13 protein-coding genes are annotated in these 15,138 nt (G+C 66.0%); 12 read left to right on the top strand and 1 reads right to left on the bottom strand.

What is annotated here, in order from left to right; all coding sequences use genetic code 11:
• The first annotated feature begins 130 nt into the window (after positions 1–130).
• From AC0L2J_RS06820 to AC0L2J_RS06770, 11 genes are all read left to right on the top strand, one after another.
• Positions 131–943: a CbbQ/NirQ/NorQ/GpvN family protein gene (locus AC0L2J_RS06820; RefSeq protein WP_007608450.1), complete on the top strand. Its 813-nt coding sequence runs from the start codon at positions 131–133 to the stop codon at positions 941–943.
• Positions 944–953: 10 nt separating this feature from the next.
• Positions 954–2,867, top strand: a complete 1,914-nt coding sequence (locus AC0L2J_RS06815; protein ID WP_473388054.1) for a nitric oxide reductase activation protein NorD — start codon at positions 954–956, stop codon at positions 2,865–2,867.
• A gap of 75 nt (positions 2,868–2,942) precedes the next feature.
• Positions 2,943–3,608, top strand: coding sequence for an HAD family hydrolase (locus tag AC0L2J_RS06810; protein WP_007608454.1), 666 nt, complete (start codon positions 2,943–2,945; stop codon positions 3,606–3,608).
• An 8-nt stretch (positions 3,609–3,616) separates the two neighbouring features.
• Positions 3,617–4,567 (top strand): sugar-binding transcriptional regulator, encoded by a 951-nt coding sequence (locus AC0L2J_RS06805; protein WP_007608456.1) that lies wholly within the window; start codon positions 3,617–3,619, stop codon positions 4,565–4,567.
• A gap of 311 nt (positions 4,568–4,878) precedes the next feature.
• On the top strand, positions 4,879–6,192 hold the full coding sequence (locus AC0L2J_RS06800) for an ABC transporter substrate-binding protein (protein ID WP_007608458.1): 1,314 nt from the start codon (positions 4,879–4,881) through the stop codon (positions 6,190–6,192).
• 90 nt (positions 6,193–6,282) lie between these two features.
• On the top strand, positions 6,283–7,155 hold the full coding sequence (locus AC0L2J_RS06795) for a carbohydrate ABC transporter permease (protein ID WP_007593211.1): 873 nt from the start codon (positions 6,283–6,285) through the stop codon (positions 7,153–7,155).
• Positions 7,156–7,158: 3 nt separating this feature from the next.
• The gene (locus AC0L2J_RS06790) at positions 7,159–7,989 is read left to right on the top strand and encodes a carbohydrate ABC transporter permease (protein ID WP_007608460.1); all 831 of its coding nucleotides are present in this window, start codon (positions 7,159–7,161) and stop codon (positions 7,987–7,989) included.
• A gap of 16 nt (positions 7,990–8,005) precedes the next feature.
• Positions 8,006–9,013: an ABC transporter ATP-binding protein gene (locus AC0L2J_RS06785; RefSeq protein WP_007608462.1), complete on the top strand. Its 1,008-nt coding sequence runs from the start codon at positions 8,006–8,008 to the stop codon at positions 9,011–9,013.
• 39 nt (positions 9,014–9,052) lie between these two features.
• Complete coding sequence (locus AC0L2J_RS06780) at positions 9,053–9,826, top strand: SDR family NAD(P)-dependent oxidoreductase (RefSeq protein WP_473388048.1); 774 nt, start codon at positions 9,053–9,055, stop codon at positions 9,824–9,826.
• A gap of 38 nt (positions 9,827–9,864) precedes the next feature.
• A complete protein-coding gene (locus AC0L2J_RS06775; RefSeq protein WP_473388044.1) occupies positions 9,865–11,511 on the top strand; it encodes an FGGY-family carbohydrate kinase in 1,647 nt (548 codons plus the stop codon).
• Positions 11,512–11,516: 5 nt separating this feature from the next.
• Positions 11,517–12,452: a carbohydrate kinase family protein gene (locus AC0L2J_RS06770; protein ID WP_473388042.1), complete on the top strand. Its 936-nt coding sequence runs from the start codon at positions 11,517–11,519 to the stop codon at positions 12,450–12,452.
• Positions 12,453–12,458: 6 nt separating this feature from the next.
• Here the strand turns inward: AC0L2J_RS06770 and AC0L2J_RS06765 are convergent, their stop codons facing one another.
• Positions 12,459–13,346: a LysR family transcriptional regulator gene (locus tag AC0L2J_RS06765; RefSeq protein ID WP_473388040.1), complete on the bottom strand. Its 888-nt coding sequence runs from the start codon at positions 13,344–13,346 to the stop codon at positions 12,459–12,461.
• Between the two features lie 122 nt (positions 13,347–13,468).
• On the opposite strand from AC0L2J_RS06765, the gene AC0L2J_RS06760 reads away from it, so the two are divergent.
• Complete coding sequence (locus AC0L2J_RS06760; RefSeq protein ID WP_063992993.1) at positions 13,469–14,890, top strand: amidase; 1,422 nt, start codon at positions 13,469–13,471, stop codon at positions 14,888–14,890.
• The last annotated feature ends 248 nt before the right edge of the window (positions 14,891–15,138 follow it).

Raw genomic sequence — 15,138 nt, 5'->3', positions numbered from 1 at the left:
TCTGGGGGGTGGTGGGGCCGGGCCGCTAAAAGCTGGCTACAATTCCCGCCGCGCTGCAGCGGGCCTTTTAAGCGTGACGGGGGCCGGTTTTCGTCGGGGCCGCCGCTTCAGACATCTACGGAGAGAGATCATGAAAGCAGCCCTTCACGCCTTGGCCGCGCCCGCACCCGCGCTACCGGCCTACGTCGCAAGCGGCAACGAGTGCGCCCTGTTCGAGCACGCCTGGCGGCACCGGCTTCCGGTCCTGCTGAAGGGGCCGACCGGTTGCGGCAAGACGCGTTTCGTCGCGCATATGGCGGCGCGGCTGGGCTTGCCGCTCCACACCGTCGCCTGCCACGACGATCTCACCGCCGCCGATCTCACCGGCCGCTATCTGCTGAGGGGCGGCGACACCGTGTGGACCGACGGTCCATTAACGCGCGCGGTCCGCGAGGGCGGCATCTGCTATCTCGACGAGGTGGTGGAAGCCCGCAAGGACGTCACTGTCGTGCTGCATCCGCTCACCGACGACCGCCGTATCCTGCCGCTGGAGCGAACCGGCGAGGAGCTCGGTGCTCCCGCGAGCTTCATGCTCGTCGTCTCCTACAATCCCGGTTACCAGACCCTGCTCAAGGCGTTGAAGCCTTCGACGCGGCAGCGCTTCGTCGCCATCGAGTTCGGCTTCCTGCCGGCCGAGCAGGAGATTGCGGTGGCGTCGGCCGAGAGCGGGCTGCCACCGGATCGCGTACGGCCGCTGGTCGCGCTTGCCGGACGCCTGCGGGCGTTGAAGGGGCATGATCTGGAGGAGGGCGTCTCGACCCGGCTCGTGGTGTATTGCGCGACCTTGATCGCGGCGGGTGTCTCGATCGCCGATGCCGTGCTCGCCGGCATGATTGAGCCGCTGACCGACGATTCCGACGTCAAGGCGGCGCTGCTGGATGTCGCGCGCGCCGTGATCGGGTGAGGCAGGTTCCATGCTCGACTTCCTCGAACTTGAGGAGACGGTCGGCCGCGCCTGGCATCGGATGGTCGGCGGCACCGCGAGCTATCCGGCTCACGATGATCACGCGGTGGCACTTGCGGACATCAGAGGCCGGCTCGCGGTGATGTTCCGTGCACTTGGCGGCGAGACGGGCGTTCAGATCGCGAGCGCAGGCGCACGCAGGGCGGGCCATCGGCTCGGCTGGCGGCAACGCATCGGCCTTGGAGACGAACGTCTCGAACAGCCGGGCCGCGACGCCGCGACCATCTTCCTTCCCGATCGCATCGCGATATTTGCCGACCGCGACCTCAACGCATGCCTCTACCGCTGGCTCGCGGCGTGGTTCGCGGTCGCGCCGATCGAGACGATCACGGAGGATGATCCGCTGCGGCGGGACCTCCTGGTCTTGCGCCGGGCGAGCGAGACGGCGGTCTTCGTGCTCACGCAGTTTCCCGGGCTCGCGTCCGATTACGCGCGGCTCGCCGCCGCAACCGCCGAAGCCCGGCCGCGACGTCCGTTGCCGCGTCTCGAGCAGGAGATCGAGCAGATCGCTCTCGCCTTGCTCGGGGCCGGAAAGGCGTCCGCAAGCCGGCTGTGGCCGGCGATGATGGGGACAGGTCCGCTGCCGGACAAGGCACCGCCGGGCTATCGCTCGGTGCTGCCGTGTCCGCTCTGGGGCGATTGCTGGACGCGCGAGCTCTCGCCCGCGCATGCGGGCGGCGACGCGTGCGCACCGGGCGCGGGGGCCGCGGCCGAGGACAATCGCAAGCGCTTTGCCGTGCGCGAGCGCGAGGACAACGTCGATCGCCGCGATCCCTTCGTGCTCAACCGCTTCGAAAAGATTCTCGCAATGGCCGAGATGGTCAATGTCGACCGTCCGGCTGACGATAGCGAGGACGCGGACGCGAAGGCCGCCGACGATCTCGAGGAGATGACGCTGAGCCGGCGCAGCGGCAAGCCGGCGAGCCGGCTCAAATTCGATCTCGACCTGCCGCCGGAAGCCCTCGATGCCTCGCCGCTGAAGGCTGACCTCACCTATCCCGAATGGGACTACCGCAGCAGCTCCTACCTGCCCGATCACTGCCGCGTGCTGGCGGGCGCCGCATCCGAGACCGGCGAGACCTGGTCGCCCGACGAGTCCATGCTCCGGCATATCCGTCAGGTGCGGCAGCGCTTTGAGATCTTGCGGCCGCGCCGCGAATTGATGCGAGCCCAGGCCGACGGGCACGACCTCGACCTCGACGCGCTCGTGCGCGCCCGCTGCGATCTTCGCGCCGGCAGCGGCGGCGGTCTCGATCGCATCCATGTCGCGATGCGCCCGCAGGGGCACGATCTCGCCGTCACGCTGCTTGTCGACGTCTCGCTCTCGACGGACGCCTGGGTCGACGGCCATCGCGTACTCGACGTCGAGAAGGAGGCGCTACTCGTGCTCGCGCACGGCCTGTCGGCCTGCGGCGATCACCACAGCATCCTGACCTTCACCTCGCGCCGGCGATCCTGGGTGAGGCTCGAAACCGTCAAGGCCTTCGGCGAGCCGATGAGCGGGACAGTGGAGCGTCGTATCGGCGCGCTGAAGCCCGGCTATTACACGCGGATCGGTGCTGCGGTGCGCCACGCCTCGGCCGAGCTCGCGCGTCAGCCGCAGCGCAAGAAGCTGCTGCTCGTCCTCACCGACGGCAAGCCGAACGATGTCGATCATTACGAAGGCCGCTTCGCGGTCGAGGACACCCGCAAATCGGTGCAGGAGGCGCGCCGGCTCGGCATCGCCGCCTTCGGCGTCACGGTGGACGCAACCGCGCAATCCTATTTCCCGACGCTGTTCGGGCGTGGCGGCTACGCCATCGTCGGCAACATCCGCCGACTGCCCGCGGCGCTGCCGGCGATTTACCGGCAGTTGGCGCACTGATTCAGGAAAGGGTGCGGCGTTCCGATCTCGGGGTGAGCTATTGCCCATGCTATGGGTATATGATCGAATGGCCGGATGGACCAGGGCCGGCCGAAACCCGATCTGATCATCTTCGACTGCGACGGCGTGCTGGTCGACAGTGAGCTGTTGAGCTGTCGGTGTCTGTCCGACGTGCTGGCCGAATGCGGCATCGCACTGAGCCCGGACCAGGCGCTCGAGCTCTTTCTCGGACGCAGCACGAAAGCGGTCGAGCAGCATTATCGTGATCTCGGGCAGGTCGTGCCGGACGGCTTTCTGCCGCGCTTGAAGTCGCATGTGTTGAGCACGTTCGCCGGATCACTTCAGCCGATCGCGGATATTGCCACCGTGATATCGGAATTGCGGTCACCATTCTGCGTGGCCTCGTCCAGCGACATCGACCGTGTCGCGCTCTCCCTTGACGTTACCGGCCTGCGGGCGCATTTCGGCGGCCGGATTTACACCGCGCAGATGGTCAGGCATGGCAAGCCGGCGCCCGATCTCTTTCTGTACGCGGCCGAGCAGATGGGCACGCAACCTGCGCGCACGCTGGTGATCGAGGACAGTGCGAGTGGCGTGCAGGCGGGCAAGGCGGCCGGCATGATGGTCTGGGGATTTGCCGGCGGCAGCCATTATCGCGGACGCGACGGGCAGGCTATACTGTCGGGTGCGGGGGCCGACCGGGTCTTCGCGCGCATGATCGATTTCTGGAAGGACGCCTGACGCCTGCCATGGCCGCCGAGAACGAAAAGTCCAGGCTCGATGACGCCGCGCGTGCCGGCTGGCTCTATTTCATTGCCGGTCACACCCAGGACGAGATCGCGAAGATGCTCCAGGTGTCGCGCGCGTCGGCGCAGCGGCTGGTGTCGCTGTGTCTCGCCGAGCGGCTCATCACCTTCCGGCTCGAACATCCCATCGCCGCGTGCATGGAGCTGGCGGCGCGGTTGAAGGAACGTTTCGACCTCGCCCATTGCGAGGTGGTGCCGGCGGATTCCGCCGCGCCGCAGGCCACGGCGGGCATTGCCGAACGCTGCGCCAATCTGCTCGATTCCACGCTGCGTTCGGAAACCCCCGTCATCGTTGCGCTCGGCACGGGACGCGCCGTGCGCGCCGCGGTCGAGCGCGTCACGCCGATCGACCGGCCCAACCACCAGATCGTCTCGCTGGTCGGCAATATCTCAGCCGACGGTTCGGCAAGCTTCTACGACACCGTCGGTCGGCTCGCCGACCGCACCGGCGCGCGGCACTATCCGATGCCGCTGCCGTTCCTGATGTCGTCCGAGGACGAGCGCAACAAGATGGTCCGGATCGAGCCGATCGCGAAGGTGAAGGCCGTCGCGGCCAAGGCGGATTTGCGCCTCGTCGGCATCGGCCAGATGGACCAGAAGGCGCAGGTCCATGTCGACGGCTTCGTCACCCGCGACGAATTGTTCGAGATGATGCGGCAAGGGGCTATCGGCGAGATCACCGGCTGGGCCTATGATTCCAAGGGCCGCCTGCTGAAGGCCGGCACCAACAGGCGCCTGACCAGCATCCCGCCGGAGGTCCCGGCGAAGACCACGACGATCGGCGCCGCGGTCGGTGCGGCCAAGGTGCCGGCGATCGCGGCAGCGTTGAATGGCCGGTTGATCAACGGCCTGATCACGGACGAGGCGACCGCGAGGGCGATTCTGGAGCGCTGAGGCGGCTCGCTCTTCGTGCCGGGGAGGCAGGCGGTCTTTCCCCACACCACACTGTCATCATCCGCGCAGGCGGACGATCCAGTACGCCGCGGCTCCTCTTGGGACAAACCAATAGACGACACGGCGTACTGGATGCTCCGCTTTCGCGGAGCAAGACAGTGTGTGAGACGAGAGCTCAGCCATCTCCCGCACCGCAGCACTCATAAGTTGCGCGAACAGCTTTGCGCCTGCTTGACAACGGCCCGCCCCCAGTCGAACATACGCCCAACGCGTGGGCATATGCTCAAAAGCGCGATTCTAGGGAGGTCACCGTGAAACACGTCCTCGGCGCCGTCTGCGGCGCGTCTTGCCTGTTGCTGGCCGTCCCCGCGATGGCTGAAACGACCCTGACGATCGCCACCGTGAACAACGGCGACATGATCCGGATGCAGGGGCTGACGGCCGAATTCACCAAGAAGAACCCCGATATCAGCGTCAAATGGGTGACGCTGGAAGAGAACGTGCTGCGCCAGCGCGTCACCACCGACATCGCCACCAAGGGCGGCCAGTTCGACGTCCTCACGATCGGCACATACGAGGTGCCGATCTGGGCCAAGAAGGGCTGGCTGGTGCCGCTGGCCAATCTCGGCGCCGACTACGACGTCGCCGACCTCCTGCCCAAGATCAAGGATGCGGTCTCGGTCGACGGCAAGCTCTACGCCGCGCCGTTCTACGGCGAGAGCTCGATGGTGATGTACCGCACCGACCTGTTCGACAAGGCCGGCCTCAAGATGCCGGAAAAGCCGACCTGGGATTTTGTCATCGACGCCGCCAAGAAGCTCACCGACAAGAGCGCCGGTGTCTACGGCATCTGCCTGCGCGGCAAGGCCGGCTGGGGCGAGAACATGGCGTTCCTGTCCGCCATGGCCAATTCCTACGGCGCACGCTGGTTCGACGAGAAGTGGCAGCCGCAGTTCAACACGCCGGAATGGAAGGCGACGCTCACGACCTATGTCGACCTGATGAAGCAGGCTGGCCCTCCCGGTGCGAGCTCGAACGGCTTCAACGAGAACCTCGCGCTGTTCAATGCCGGCAAGTGCGCAATGTGGATCGATGCCACGGTCGCGGCGTCCTTCGTCACCAATCCGAAGGACTCCAAGGTCGCCGACAAGGTCGGCTTCGCGCTCGCGCCCAACACGGGCCTTGGCAAGAACGCCAACTGGCTGTGGGCCTGGAATCTCGCGATCCCCGCGGGTTCGAAGAAGGCGGAAGCCGCCGAGAAGTTCATCGCCTGGGCAACGAGCAAGGACTACACCAAGACCGTCGCCGCAAAGGAGGGTTGGGCCAACGTGCCGCCGGGCACCCGAACCTCTCTGTACCAGAACCCCGAATATCTGAAGGTCGCCCCGTTCGCGAAGCTGACGCTGGCCTCGATCGATGCCGCCGATCCGAACAAGCCGACGGTGAAGCCGGTGCCTTACGTCGGCGTGCAATATGCGGCGATCCCCGAATTCCAGGGCATCGGCACGCAGGTGGGCCAGCAGTTCTCGGCCGCGCTTGCGGGATCGATGACGGTCGATGCCGCGCTCACCGCGGCGCAATCTTCGACCGAGCGCGAGATGAAGCGCGCCGGTTACATCAAGTGAGATCGAACTCTCCCTCCTGAGCTCAGACCTGCGGCCATCCACCGCTAAGGATGGATGGCCGCCGTCTTCCCGCAAGCGGAGAAGCCAAGAATGGCAACCCGGCAGACGCAGCTTCTCGCACGGACGCTCCTGACGCCGGCGGTCGGGCTGCTGTTCATCTGGATGATCGTCCCGCTCGCGCTGACGCTCTATTTCTCGACGCTTCACTACAGCCTGCTGGATCCCGGCTCGGAATCATTCGTCGGGCTGGAAAATTTCCGCTACTTCCTCACCGATCCCGCGTTTCTCGCCTCCCTCCAGAATACGCTGGTGCTGGTCGGCTCGGTGCTGGCGCTGACCGTCCTGCTCGGAATTCCGCTGGCGCTGTTGCTCGACCAGCCCGTGATCGGCCTCAACATCGTGCGGCTGATGGTGATCGCGCCGTTCTTCGTCATGCCGACGGTGAGCGCACTGGTCTGGAAAAACCTGTTGATGCATCCGGTGTCCGGGCTGTTTGCCTGGATCGCGTCGCTGTTCGGCTTGACGCCGATCGACTGGTTTACCGACGCGCCGCTGCTCGCGGTGATCCTGATCGTGTCCTGGCAATGGCTGCCGTTCGCGACGCTGATTTTGCTCACTGCGATGCAGTCGCTCGACGAGGAGCAGAAGGAAGCCGCCGAAATGGACGGCGCCAGCGCGGTCTCGACCTTCATCTACATTACGCTCCCGCACCTCGCGCGTCCCATCACGGTGGTGATCCTGATCGAGACGATCTTCCTGCTCACCGTCTTTGCCGAAATTTACGTCACCACGGGTGGCGGCCCAGGACTGTCGACCACCAACATCGCTTTCCTGATCTATTCGCAGGCACTGATCCAGTACGATGTCGGCACCGCCTCGGCGGGCGGCCTCGTGGCTGTCGTGATCGCCAACATTGTTGCCTTTTTCCTCGTCCGTATCGTCGGTCGCAACCTGGAGGCATGAGACATGGCGCGGATGGCGACGAGGCAGCGGGTGGTGGTCTCGACCATCGGGGCGTGGTTCTTCGGCTTCCTGATCTTCTTCCCGATCCTCTGGATGGTATTGGCGAGCTTCAAGACCGAACTTGAGGCCTTTGCAATTCCGCCGTCCTTCCTGTTTTTCCACTGGACCACGGAGAACTACGCGACCGTGCAGGAGCGCAGCGACTATTTCCTCCACGCGATGAACTCGATCATCATCGCCGGCGGCTCGACCTTGATCGCACTGCTGATCGCGATCCCCGCCGCCTGGTCGATGGCGTTCTCGCCGACCAAGCGCACCAAGGACATCCTGCTCTGGATGCTCTCGACCAAGATGATGCCGCCGGTCGGCGTGCTGGTGCCGATCTACCTGATCTACAAGTCCTTCGGCCTGCTCGATTCCCGCATCGGCCTGGTTTTCATCCTGTGTCTCGGAAATTTGCCGATCGTGATCTGGATGCTCTTCACCTATTTCAAGGAGATCCCGCGCGACATCCTGGAAGCCGCGCGCATGGACGGCGCCACCATCGGCCGCGAGCTGGTCTATGTCCTGACGCCGATGGCGATCCCGGGGCTCGCATCGACCATGCTGCTGAACCTGATCCTGGCCTGGAACGAGGCGTTCTGGACGCTCAATCTGTCGACCTCGAACGCTGCGCCGCTCACCACGTTCATCGCGTCCTATTCGAGCCCGGAAGGGCTGTTCTGGGCAAAGCTGTCGGCGGCGTCGACGCTGGCGATTGCGCCCATTCTCGTCCTCGGTTGGTTCAGCCAGAAGCAGCTCGTGCGCGGGCTCACCTTTGGCGCGGTAAAGTAGGAAGGGCTGCCGGATCATGGGTCAGATCACACTTCAGGACGTGCAGAAATCCTTCGGCCCCGTGCACATCATCAAGGGCGCGGACCTGGAGATTGCCGACGGGTCGTTCGTGGTGTTCGTGGGGCCATCGGGCTGCGGCAAGACCACGCTCTTGCGGCTGATCGCGGGGCTCGAGGACGTCTCCGGCGGCAAGATCCTGATCGACGGCAAGAACGTGGTCGACACGCCACCGGCCAAACGCGGGCTCTCGATGGTATTCCAGTCATATGCGCTCTATCCGCACATGAGCGTGCGCGGCAACATCGGCTTCGGCCTGAAGATGGCGGGGCTGGCCAAGGACGAGATCAACCGCAAGGTCGAGGCCGCCGCCGCGACGCTGAACCTCACGCCCTATCTCGACCGCAAGCCGCGCGAGCTCTCCGGCGGCCAGCGCCAGCGCGTCGCGATCGGGCGTGCCATCGTCCGCGAGCCCAAGGCGTTTTTGTTCGACGAGCCACTCTCCAATCTCGACGCGGCGTTGCGTGTGCAGATGCGCATCGAGGTGACGCGGCTCCAGAAGCAGCTCGGCACCACCGCGGTCTACGTCACCCACGACCAGGTCGAGGCCATGACCATGGCGGACAAGATCGTGGTGCTTAACGGCGGCAAGATCGAGCAATACGGCTCGCCGCTGGAGCTCTACGAGAAGCCGGCCAACCTTTTCGTCGCCGGCTTCATCGGCTCGCCCAAGATGAACTTCGTCACCGGCGAGCACGCCCTGCAGAAGGGCGCGGCAACGATCGGGGTGCGGCCGGAGCATCTCAAGATCGAGCGCGACGGTGCCGGCGGCTGGCAGGGAACGATCGCGGTGGCCGAGCATCTCGGCAGCGACACCTTCCTCTATGTCGATGCCGGTCCGCTCGGCATGCTGACGGCGCGCTACATCGGTGAATTGAGCCTGCACGCCGGCGACCATGTATCGCTGGTGCCGGAGCCCCCGCGCATCCATCGCTTCGACGCAAGCGGCAACGCGGTCAGGCTCTGACAAGAACCGGCAAAAAAGACAAGAATCGGAAAGAACAACATGTACCTGGAAAAATTCAAGCTGAACGGGAAGACGGCGTTCATCACCGGCGGCGGGCAGGGCATCGGGCTCGCCTGCGCGGAAGCGCTGGCTGAAGCCGGCGCCAGGGTGGTCATCGGCGATCGTGACAGCAAGGTCGCCGATGATGCGAAAGCCAGCCTGAAGGCGAAGGGCTACGACATCGAGACGGCGATCATGGACGTCACCGACACCAGGCGCGTGGCGGAAGTGGCCAACGACCTCGTCGCTCGCCATGGCAAGGTCGACATCCTCGTCAACAACGCCGGCATCGCCCGCAGCGAGACACCCGCGGAGACCGTGACCGACGAGCACTGGCTCAATGTGATCGACGTCAATCTGAACGGCACCTTCTGGTGCTGTCGTGAGTTCGGCAAGCACATGCTCAAGGCGAAGAGCGGCGCCATCGTCAATGTCGGATCGATGTCCGGCTTCATCGTCAACAAGCCGCAGGAGCAGTGCTTCTACAATGCGTCCAAGGCCGGCGTGCACCATCTGACGAAATCGCTGGCCGCCGAATGGGGCGCGCGCGGTATCCGCGTCAACGCGGTGGCGCCGACCTACATCGAGACGCCGCTCAACGCCTTCGTGAAGAGCAATCCGAGAATGTACGACGCCTGGATCGGTGGAACCCCGATGGCGCGGATGGGGCAGGTCGAGGAGATCGCCTCGGTGGTGCTGTTCCTCTCGTCCGAGGCCGCGAGCCTGATGACCGGCAGCATCGTGCTGGTGGATGGCGGCTACACTTGCTGGTAGGCTTGCGTCAAAACTGACGAGAGCTTCCGGGGGCGACAATGCCGCGAGCGTATATCGGCGTCGATGTAGGGACCACGAGCACGCGGGCAGGGGTGTTCGACGAGGCGGGCACCTTGCTGGCGATCGCACGGCATCCGATCAGGATATGGCACGAGGCGGGTGACATCGTCGAACAGTCGTCCCAGGATATCTGGGACGCTTGCACGGCGTCGGTACGGGCCGCGATGGCGGAAGCTGCAATCGCGCCCGACAGCGTCGGCGGTATCGGTTTCGACGCCACCTGCTCCCTCGTGGTGCTCGACCGGCAAGGCGAGCCGCTCACTATCAGCACCTCCGGCGACCGGCAGCGCAACGTCATCGTCTGGATGGATCACCGCGCCACGGCCGAGGCGCGGCTGATCAACGAGACCGGTGACGCCGTGCTGCGCTATGTCGGCGGCTCGATCTCGCCAGAGATGGAAATGCCGAAACTGCTGTGGCTGAAGCGGCATATGCGCGCGAGCTTCGACGCTGCAGGGCACTTTTTCGATCTGGCAGACTACTTGACCTGGCGCGCCACCGATTCGCTGCAACGCTCGACCTGCACCGTCACCTGCAAATGGAACTATCTCGCCCATGACGGCGGCGGCTGGAGCGCGCCATTCTTCAAGCGGATCGGCCTGTCGGACTTCGTCAACGAGAAATACGCCCGCATTGGCACCGAGATCGTCGCGCCCGGCACGCGGCTCGGCGCCGGTCTAACCGGTACGGCAGCGGCCGATCTTGGCTTGTCACCGGGCACACCGGTCGGAGCGTCCCTGATCGATGCCCATGCCGGCGGCATTGGCGCAATCGGCGGCCGCGACGGATCGGGCGGGATGAGCGACGTTGGCGACCGTCTCGCCTACATCATGGGAACGTCGGCCTGCATCATGGCGACGACGAAAGAACCGTGCTTCGTGCCGGGCGTGTGGGGTCCTTATTACTCCGGCATGGTGCCGAATTTCTGGCTTAACGAGGGCGGGCAGTCGGCTGCGGGCGCCGCGATCGACCATCTTCTCAAATCGCATCCCGGCCACGCCGAGGCGAGCGCGGCCGCGCGCAACGAGGGTCTCGACCTCATCGAGTTCCTCGAACGCCGCATCATCGCGCGCGCCGGCGGCGCCAGCCGCGCCGCGCTGCTGGCCCGCGATGTCCATGTGCTTCCCGAGTTCATCGGTAACCGCTCGCCCTATGCCGACCCTGAAACGCGCGCGGCAATCGCAGGCCTCGATCTCGACACCGACATCGCCTCGATGGAGCGGCTCTTCGTCGCTGGCCTCTGCGGTCTCGCCTATGGGCTTGCCGAGGTGATCGAGGCCTTTGCCGCGCATGGCGTCCACTCCAGCATCATGATCATGGGGGGCGGCGCAAGCCGCAGTCCGCTGGTGCGGCAGATCATGGCCGATACGACCGGCCTCACCGTGGCGCTGCCGCAGACCGGGGAGCCGGTGCTGCTCGGCGCTGCCATGCTCGGCGCGGTCGCCGGTGGCGCCTACGCCTCGATCGGGGAGACCATGGCAAAGATGTCTGCGCTGGGACGGAAAAGCGAGCCGACCACGCCCGACATCGCCGCCTTCCACGCCCGCAAGCGCGAGGTCTACAGATTGCTGCGCGAGGTCGATCGCGGCAGCCGCGCCGCGATGCGTGGAATGGCCGGAGGTTGAATCGGATGTTGATTTCCTGCGGCGACGCGCTGATCGATTTCGTCCCGACGCGGAACACCGACGGGCGCGAAGCGGTGATGCCGGCGGTCGGCGGCTCCTGCCTCAACGTCGCAATCGGCATGGCGCGGCTCGGCGCGCCGACCGGCTTTGTCGGTGGGATCTCGACGGACATGTTCGGGCGCATGATCGCCGACCACGCCGCTGCCTCCAATGTCGAGCTCGCGCTCGCCACCCGCAGCGAACACCAGACCACGCTCGCCTTCGTTCGCATCGTCGCCGGCGAGTCGCATTACGCCTTCTACGACGCCGAGACCGCGACGCGGAATTGGACCTACCGGCGCGGCTCCATTCCATTCGCGACCGTCGAAGCGCTCCATGTCGGCTCGACCACGCTCGTCAATGACCAGGGCGCGACCGAGACCAGGGCCCTGATCGCGGGCGCACGAGCGTCCTCGACGATCTCCTTTGATCCGAACTGCCGGCCCAACCTCGTGAAGGACAGGCCGGCTTATCTCGCCCGCATGACCGAGTTTGCGGCCAACGCCGATCTCATCAAGATGTCGGACGTCGATTTTGCCTATCTGTTCGCCGACGAGCCGTATCACCAGCGAGCGAGCACGCTGCTCGCACGCGGCGCGAGCCTCGTCGTCATCACCCGTGGGGACAACGGTGCAATCGCGTGGCATGCGGGGGCAGGGCAGATCGAGGTCGCCGCCCCCAAAGTCGTGGTCGCCGACACCATCGGCGCGGGTGACAGTTTTCAGGCTGCGTTGTTGTTCGCCCTGCACAAGCAGGGACGTCTCGCCCGACAGCAACTTAAGGATATCGGCGCAGACGAGCTTCGCCGCGCGCTGTCGTTTGCCGCCAACTGCGCCGGGCTGACCTGCACCCGTCCGGGCGCCGATCCGCCCTGGAGCCACGAGATCAGTTGGAGCTCGTAGGCCGCGTCACATCCGCGCGACCGCCTTCTCGGCACATTTCAGGAAGGTGCGGATCAGCGGACTCTGGGAGTCGCGCCGCCAGCAGACCGCGATGTCGATGGAATCGGCCGCATCCCGCAGCGGCCGGAATACGACCCCGCGCGGCGCGCCGAGCTGGGCGCAGGCGGGCAGGATGGCCAGGCCTTCACCGGCGAGAACCAGGCTCATCGCCGAATGCACCGTCTCCACCCGGCTCGCAATCGGCATCACGATCTGATGCCGCCGCAGCAGGGCCGCGACCGCGGAGGAGGAGGGGTCCCGCTCCGGCGGCGGCAGCGCGATCAGCGGACGGCCTTGTAGTCGTGTCATTGGCACCGCGCTCAGGCGCGCAAGCGGCGAACGGTTTGGCACCGCCAGCATGAACGGCTGCGCGCCGATTCGGGCCACCTGAATCTCGGGATGGTTGATGGCTGGCATGCACAGCGCGGCGGTGACGCTGCGGTCGAGCAGACGCTGCTCGCGCGTCGTGGCACTGAGCTCGGCGAAATCGAGATCGACGCCGGGAATGGATCGCCGCAACTCCGGGATGAGACGCGGCAGCATCGCGTTCGCCAGCACGAACATGTAGCCGACGGACAGCCGACCACGGCTGCCGGCCGCGACCGCGCGCGCGGCTTCGATGCCGTCGGCTGCCAGCGCCAGCGCCTCGCCGGCGCGCGCCAGCAGCGCCTGGCCCGCTTCGGTCAAATCCATGCCGCGCGTGCCACGGCGGAACAGCGGCGCGCCGACCTCGGCCTCCAGCTTGCGGATCTGGACCGAGAGCGGCGGCTGCGCCATCCGCAGCCGCTCGGCAGCCTTGCCGACACTGCGCGCCTCGGCGACGGCGACGAAATAGCGGAGCCGGCGAAGATCCATTGGCATACCGAAAACGTATGGGTTGGTGTGCAAAATCGTATTGGACGCCGAGTTAACAAAACTGTCATCCTCGCTGTCAATGCTATCGGCCAACGGCGGCCGGCTTCGGGAGCGATGTGACGATGAACGGCGATCCTTGCCTGCTATCCGCAACCATGCTGCGCGGCCTCATCGCGACAAAGCAGATCTCGCCCGTCGAGCTCACCCGTGCGGTGCTCGCCCGTGCCGAGGCGCTCCAGCCCGAGCTGAACTGCTTCATCACGATCTGCGGCGACGAGGCGCTTGCCGCCGCGCGCGAGGCCGAGCGCAAGCTGATGGCCGGCGAGCCGCTCGGCCTGCTGCACGGCATTCCCGCAACCGTCAAGGACATCGTCAACACCAGGGGCGTGAAGACCAGTTTCGGCGCCATTCCTTACAAGGACAATGTTCCGGACGAGGATGCCGTCGCGGTTGCGCGGCTCCGTGCGGAAGGCGCCATCCTGATCGGCAAGACCACGACGCCCGAATTCGGCAGCAAATGCCTGACCGACTCGCCACTGTTCGGCCGCACCCGCAATGCGTGGAGCGCCGAGCGCTCGTCGGGCGGCTCCAGCGGCGGCGCGGCGGTGGCGGTGGCGAGCGGCATCGCGCCGCTTGCGATCGCGACCGATGGCGGCGGCTCGACGCGGATTCCCGCCGCCTGCAACGGCGTGGTCGGATTGAAGCAGAGTAACGGCGTCATCCCGCACAGCCAGGCGCTGGACGTCTTCGGCAACCAGACCTACGTCACGCCGATGACGCGGACCGTCGCCGACACCGCGCTGATGATGCAGGCGATGGCCGGCGAGGATCCTTGCGATCCCTGGTCGATCGGCGTTCCCGTGCCGGACTTCCCCGGCACGGCCGCTCCGCGCGGCGATCTGCGTGGGCAGAAAATCCTGTATTGTCTGTCGCCGCCCGGACGCCCTGTCTCTGCCGACGTCGCAGCCAGCTTCAAGGCGAGTCTCGATCGACTCGCGGGCCTGGGTGCCGAGCTCGAGGAGTTTTCGGGCGAGGGGTTCGACATCGAGCCGATCTGGCGCGCCATCAACCACACGGTCTGGCGCACGCGCTTTGCCAAACTCGCGGCCGAACATGGGGACCAGCTGAGCGAGGCCTTCCTCAAGCAGCTCGCGCTTGCCACCGACGTCAGCGGCGTCGCCTATCAGGAGGCGATGTTCGCGCGCACGGCGCTGTTCCGCCGGGTGCAATCCCTGCTTGCGCGCGGGCATTTCTTGGCCACGCCGACCATCACCCGCACCGCCCTGCCGATCAAGCAGGACCTGTTTGGCACCATCGAGATCGACGGGACGCATTTCGACAGCATTCGGCCGCACTGGTTCCCCTGGACCATGCCGTTCAACATGACCGGACACCCCGCGATCAGTCTGCCCTGCGGCTTCGGCCGCGACGGCCTGCCGATCGGCTTGCAACTCGTCGGCCGCTTCCGCAGCGATGCTGACTTGCTGCGCGTGAGCGCGCTGTTCGAGGCGTCGCAGGGCCTTCTGTCCCGCTGGCCCGGCTGAGGTGAGGCACATGCTGCAAAGGACTTGTTTGCAAAGCACTTGCCTCCGGTGCCCGGACATGTTGATCGTGCTGCGAATGAGCCCTGAATCCGAGCGCGCATGAACGTATTTGTCCCAATGCGGCATGACGCCCGCAATCCCGTCGGTGTGGGGGGGGGGGGGGGGGCGGCCCCCCGCCCCCCCCGGGCGGGGGGGGGGGGGGGTTTGAATAGGAAGGCACGCAAGTCGACAGAGAAGCGGGGGTGGTG

Source organism: Bradyrhizobium sp. MV1.5 (assembly GCF_055807615.1).
This window is presented reverse-complemented; position numbering and strand designations above follow the sequence as displayed.

Bases quoted from the DNA above. Each gene is read 5' to 3' on its own strand.
- AC0L2J_RS06820 (WP_007608450.1), top strand. From the start codon at position 131: ATGAAAGCAGCCCTTCACGCCTTGGCCGCGCCCGCACCCGCGCTACCG.
- AC0L2J_RS06815 (WP_473388054.1), top strand. From the start codon at position 954: ATGCTCGACTTCCTCGAACTTGAGGAGACGGTCGGCCGCGCCTGGCAT.
- AC0L2J_RS06810 (WP_007608454.1), top strand. From the start codon at position 2,943: ATGGACCAGGGCCGGCCGAAACCCGATCTGATCATCTTCGACTGCGAC.
- AC0L2J_RS06805 (WP_007608456.1), top strand. From the start codon at position 3,617: ATGGCCGCCGAGAACGAAAAGTCCAGGCTCGATGACGCCGCGCGTGCC.
- AC0L2J_RS06795 (WP_007593211.1), top strand. From the start codon at position 6,283: ATGGCAACCCGGCAGACGCAGCTTCTCGCACGGACGCTCCTGACGCCG.
- AC0L2J_RS06790 (WP_007608460.1), top strand. From the start codon at position 7,159: ATGGCGCGGATGGCGACGAGGCAGCGGGTGGTGGTCTCGACCATCGGG.
- AC0L2J_RS06785 (WP_007608462.1), top strand. From the start codon at position 8,006: ATGGGTCAGATCACACTTCAGGACGTGCAGAAATCCTTCGGCCCCGTG.
- AC0L2J_RS06780 (WP_473388048.1), top strand. From the start codon at position 9,053: ATGTACCTGGAAAAATTCAAGCTGAACGGGAAGACGGCGTTCATCACC.
- AC0L2J_RS06775 (WP_473388044.1), top strand. From the start codon at position 9,865: ATGCCGCGAGCGTATATCGGCGTCGATGTAGGGACCACGAGCACGCGG.
- AC0L2J_RS06770 (WP_473388042.1), top strand. From the start codon at position 11,517: ATGTTGATTTCCTGCGGCGACGCGCTGATCGATTTCGTCCCGACGCGG.
- AC0L2J_RS06765 (WP_473388040.1), bottom strand. From the start codon at position 13,346: ATGGATCTTCGCCGGCTCCGCTATTTCGTCGCCGTCGCCGAGGCGCGC.
- AC0L2J_RS06760 (WP_063992993.1), top strand. From the start codon at position 13,469: ATGAACGGCGATCCTTGCCTGCTATCCGCAACCATGCTGCGCGGCCTC.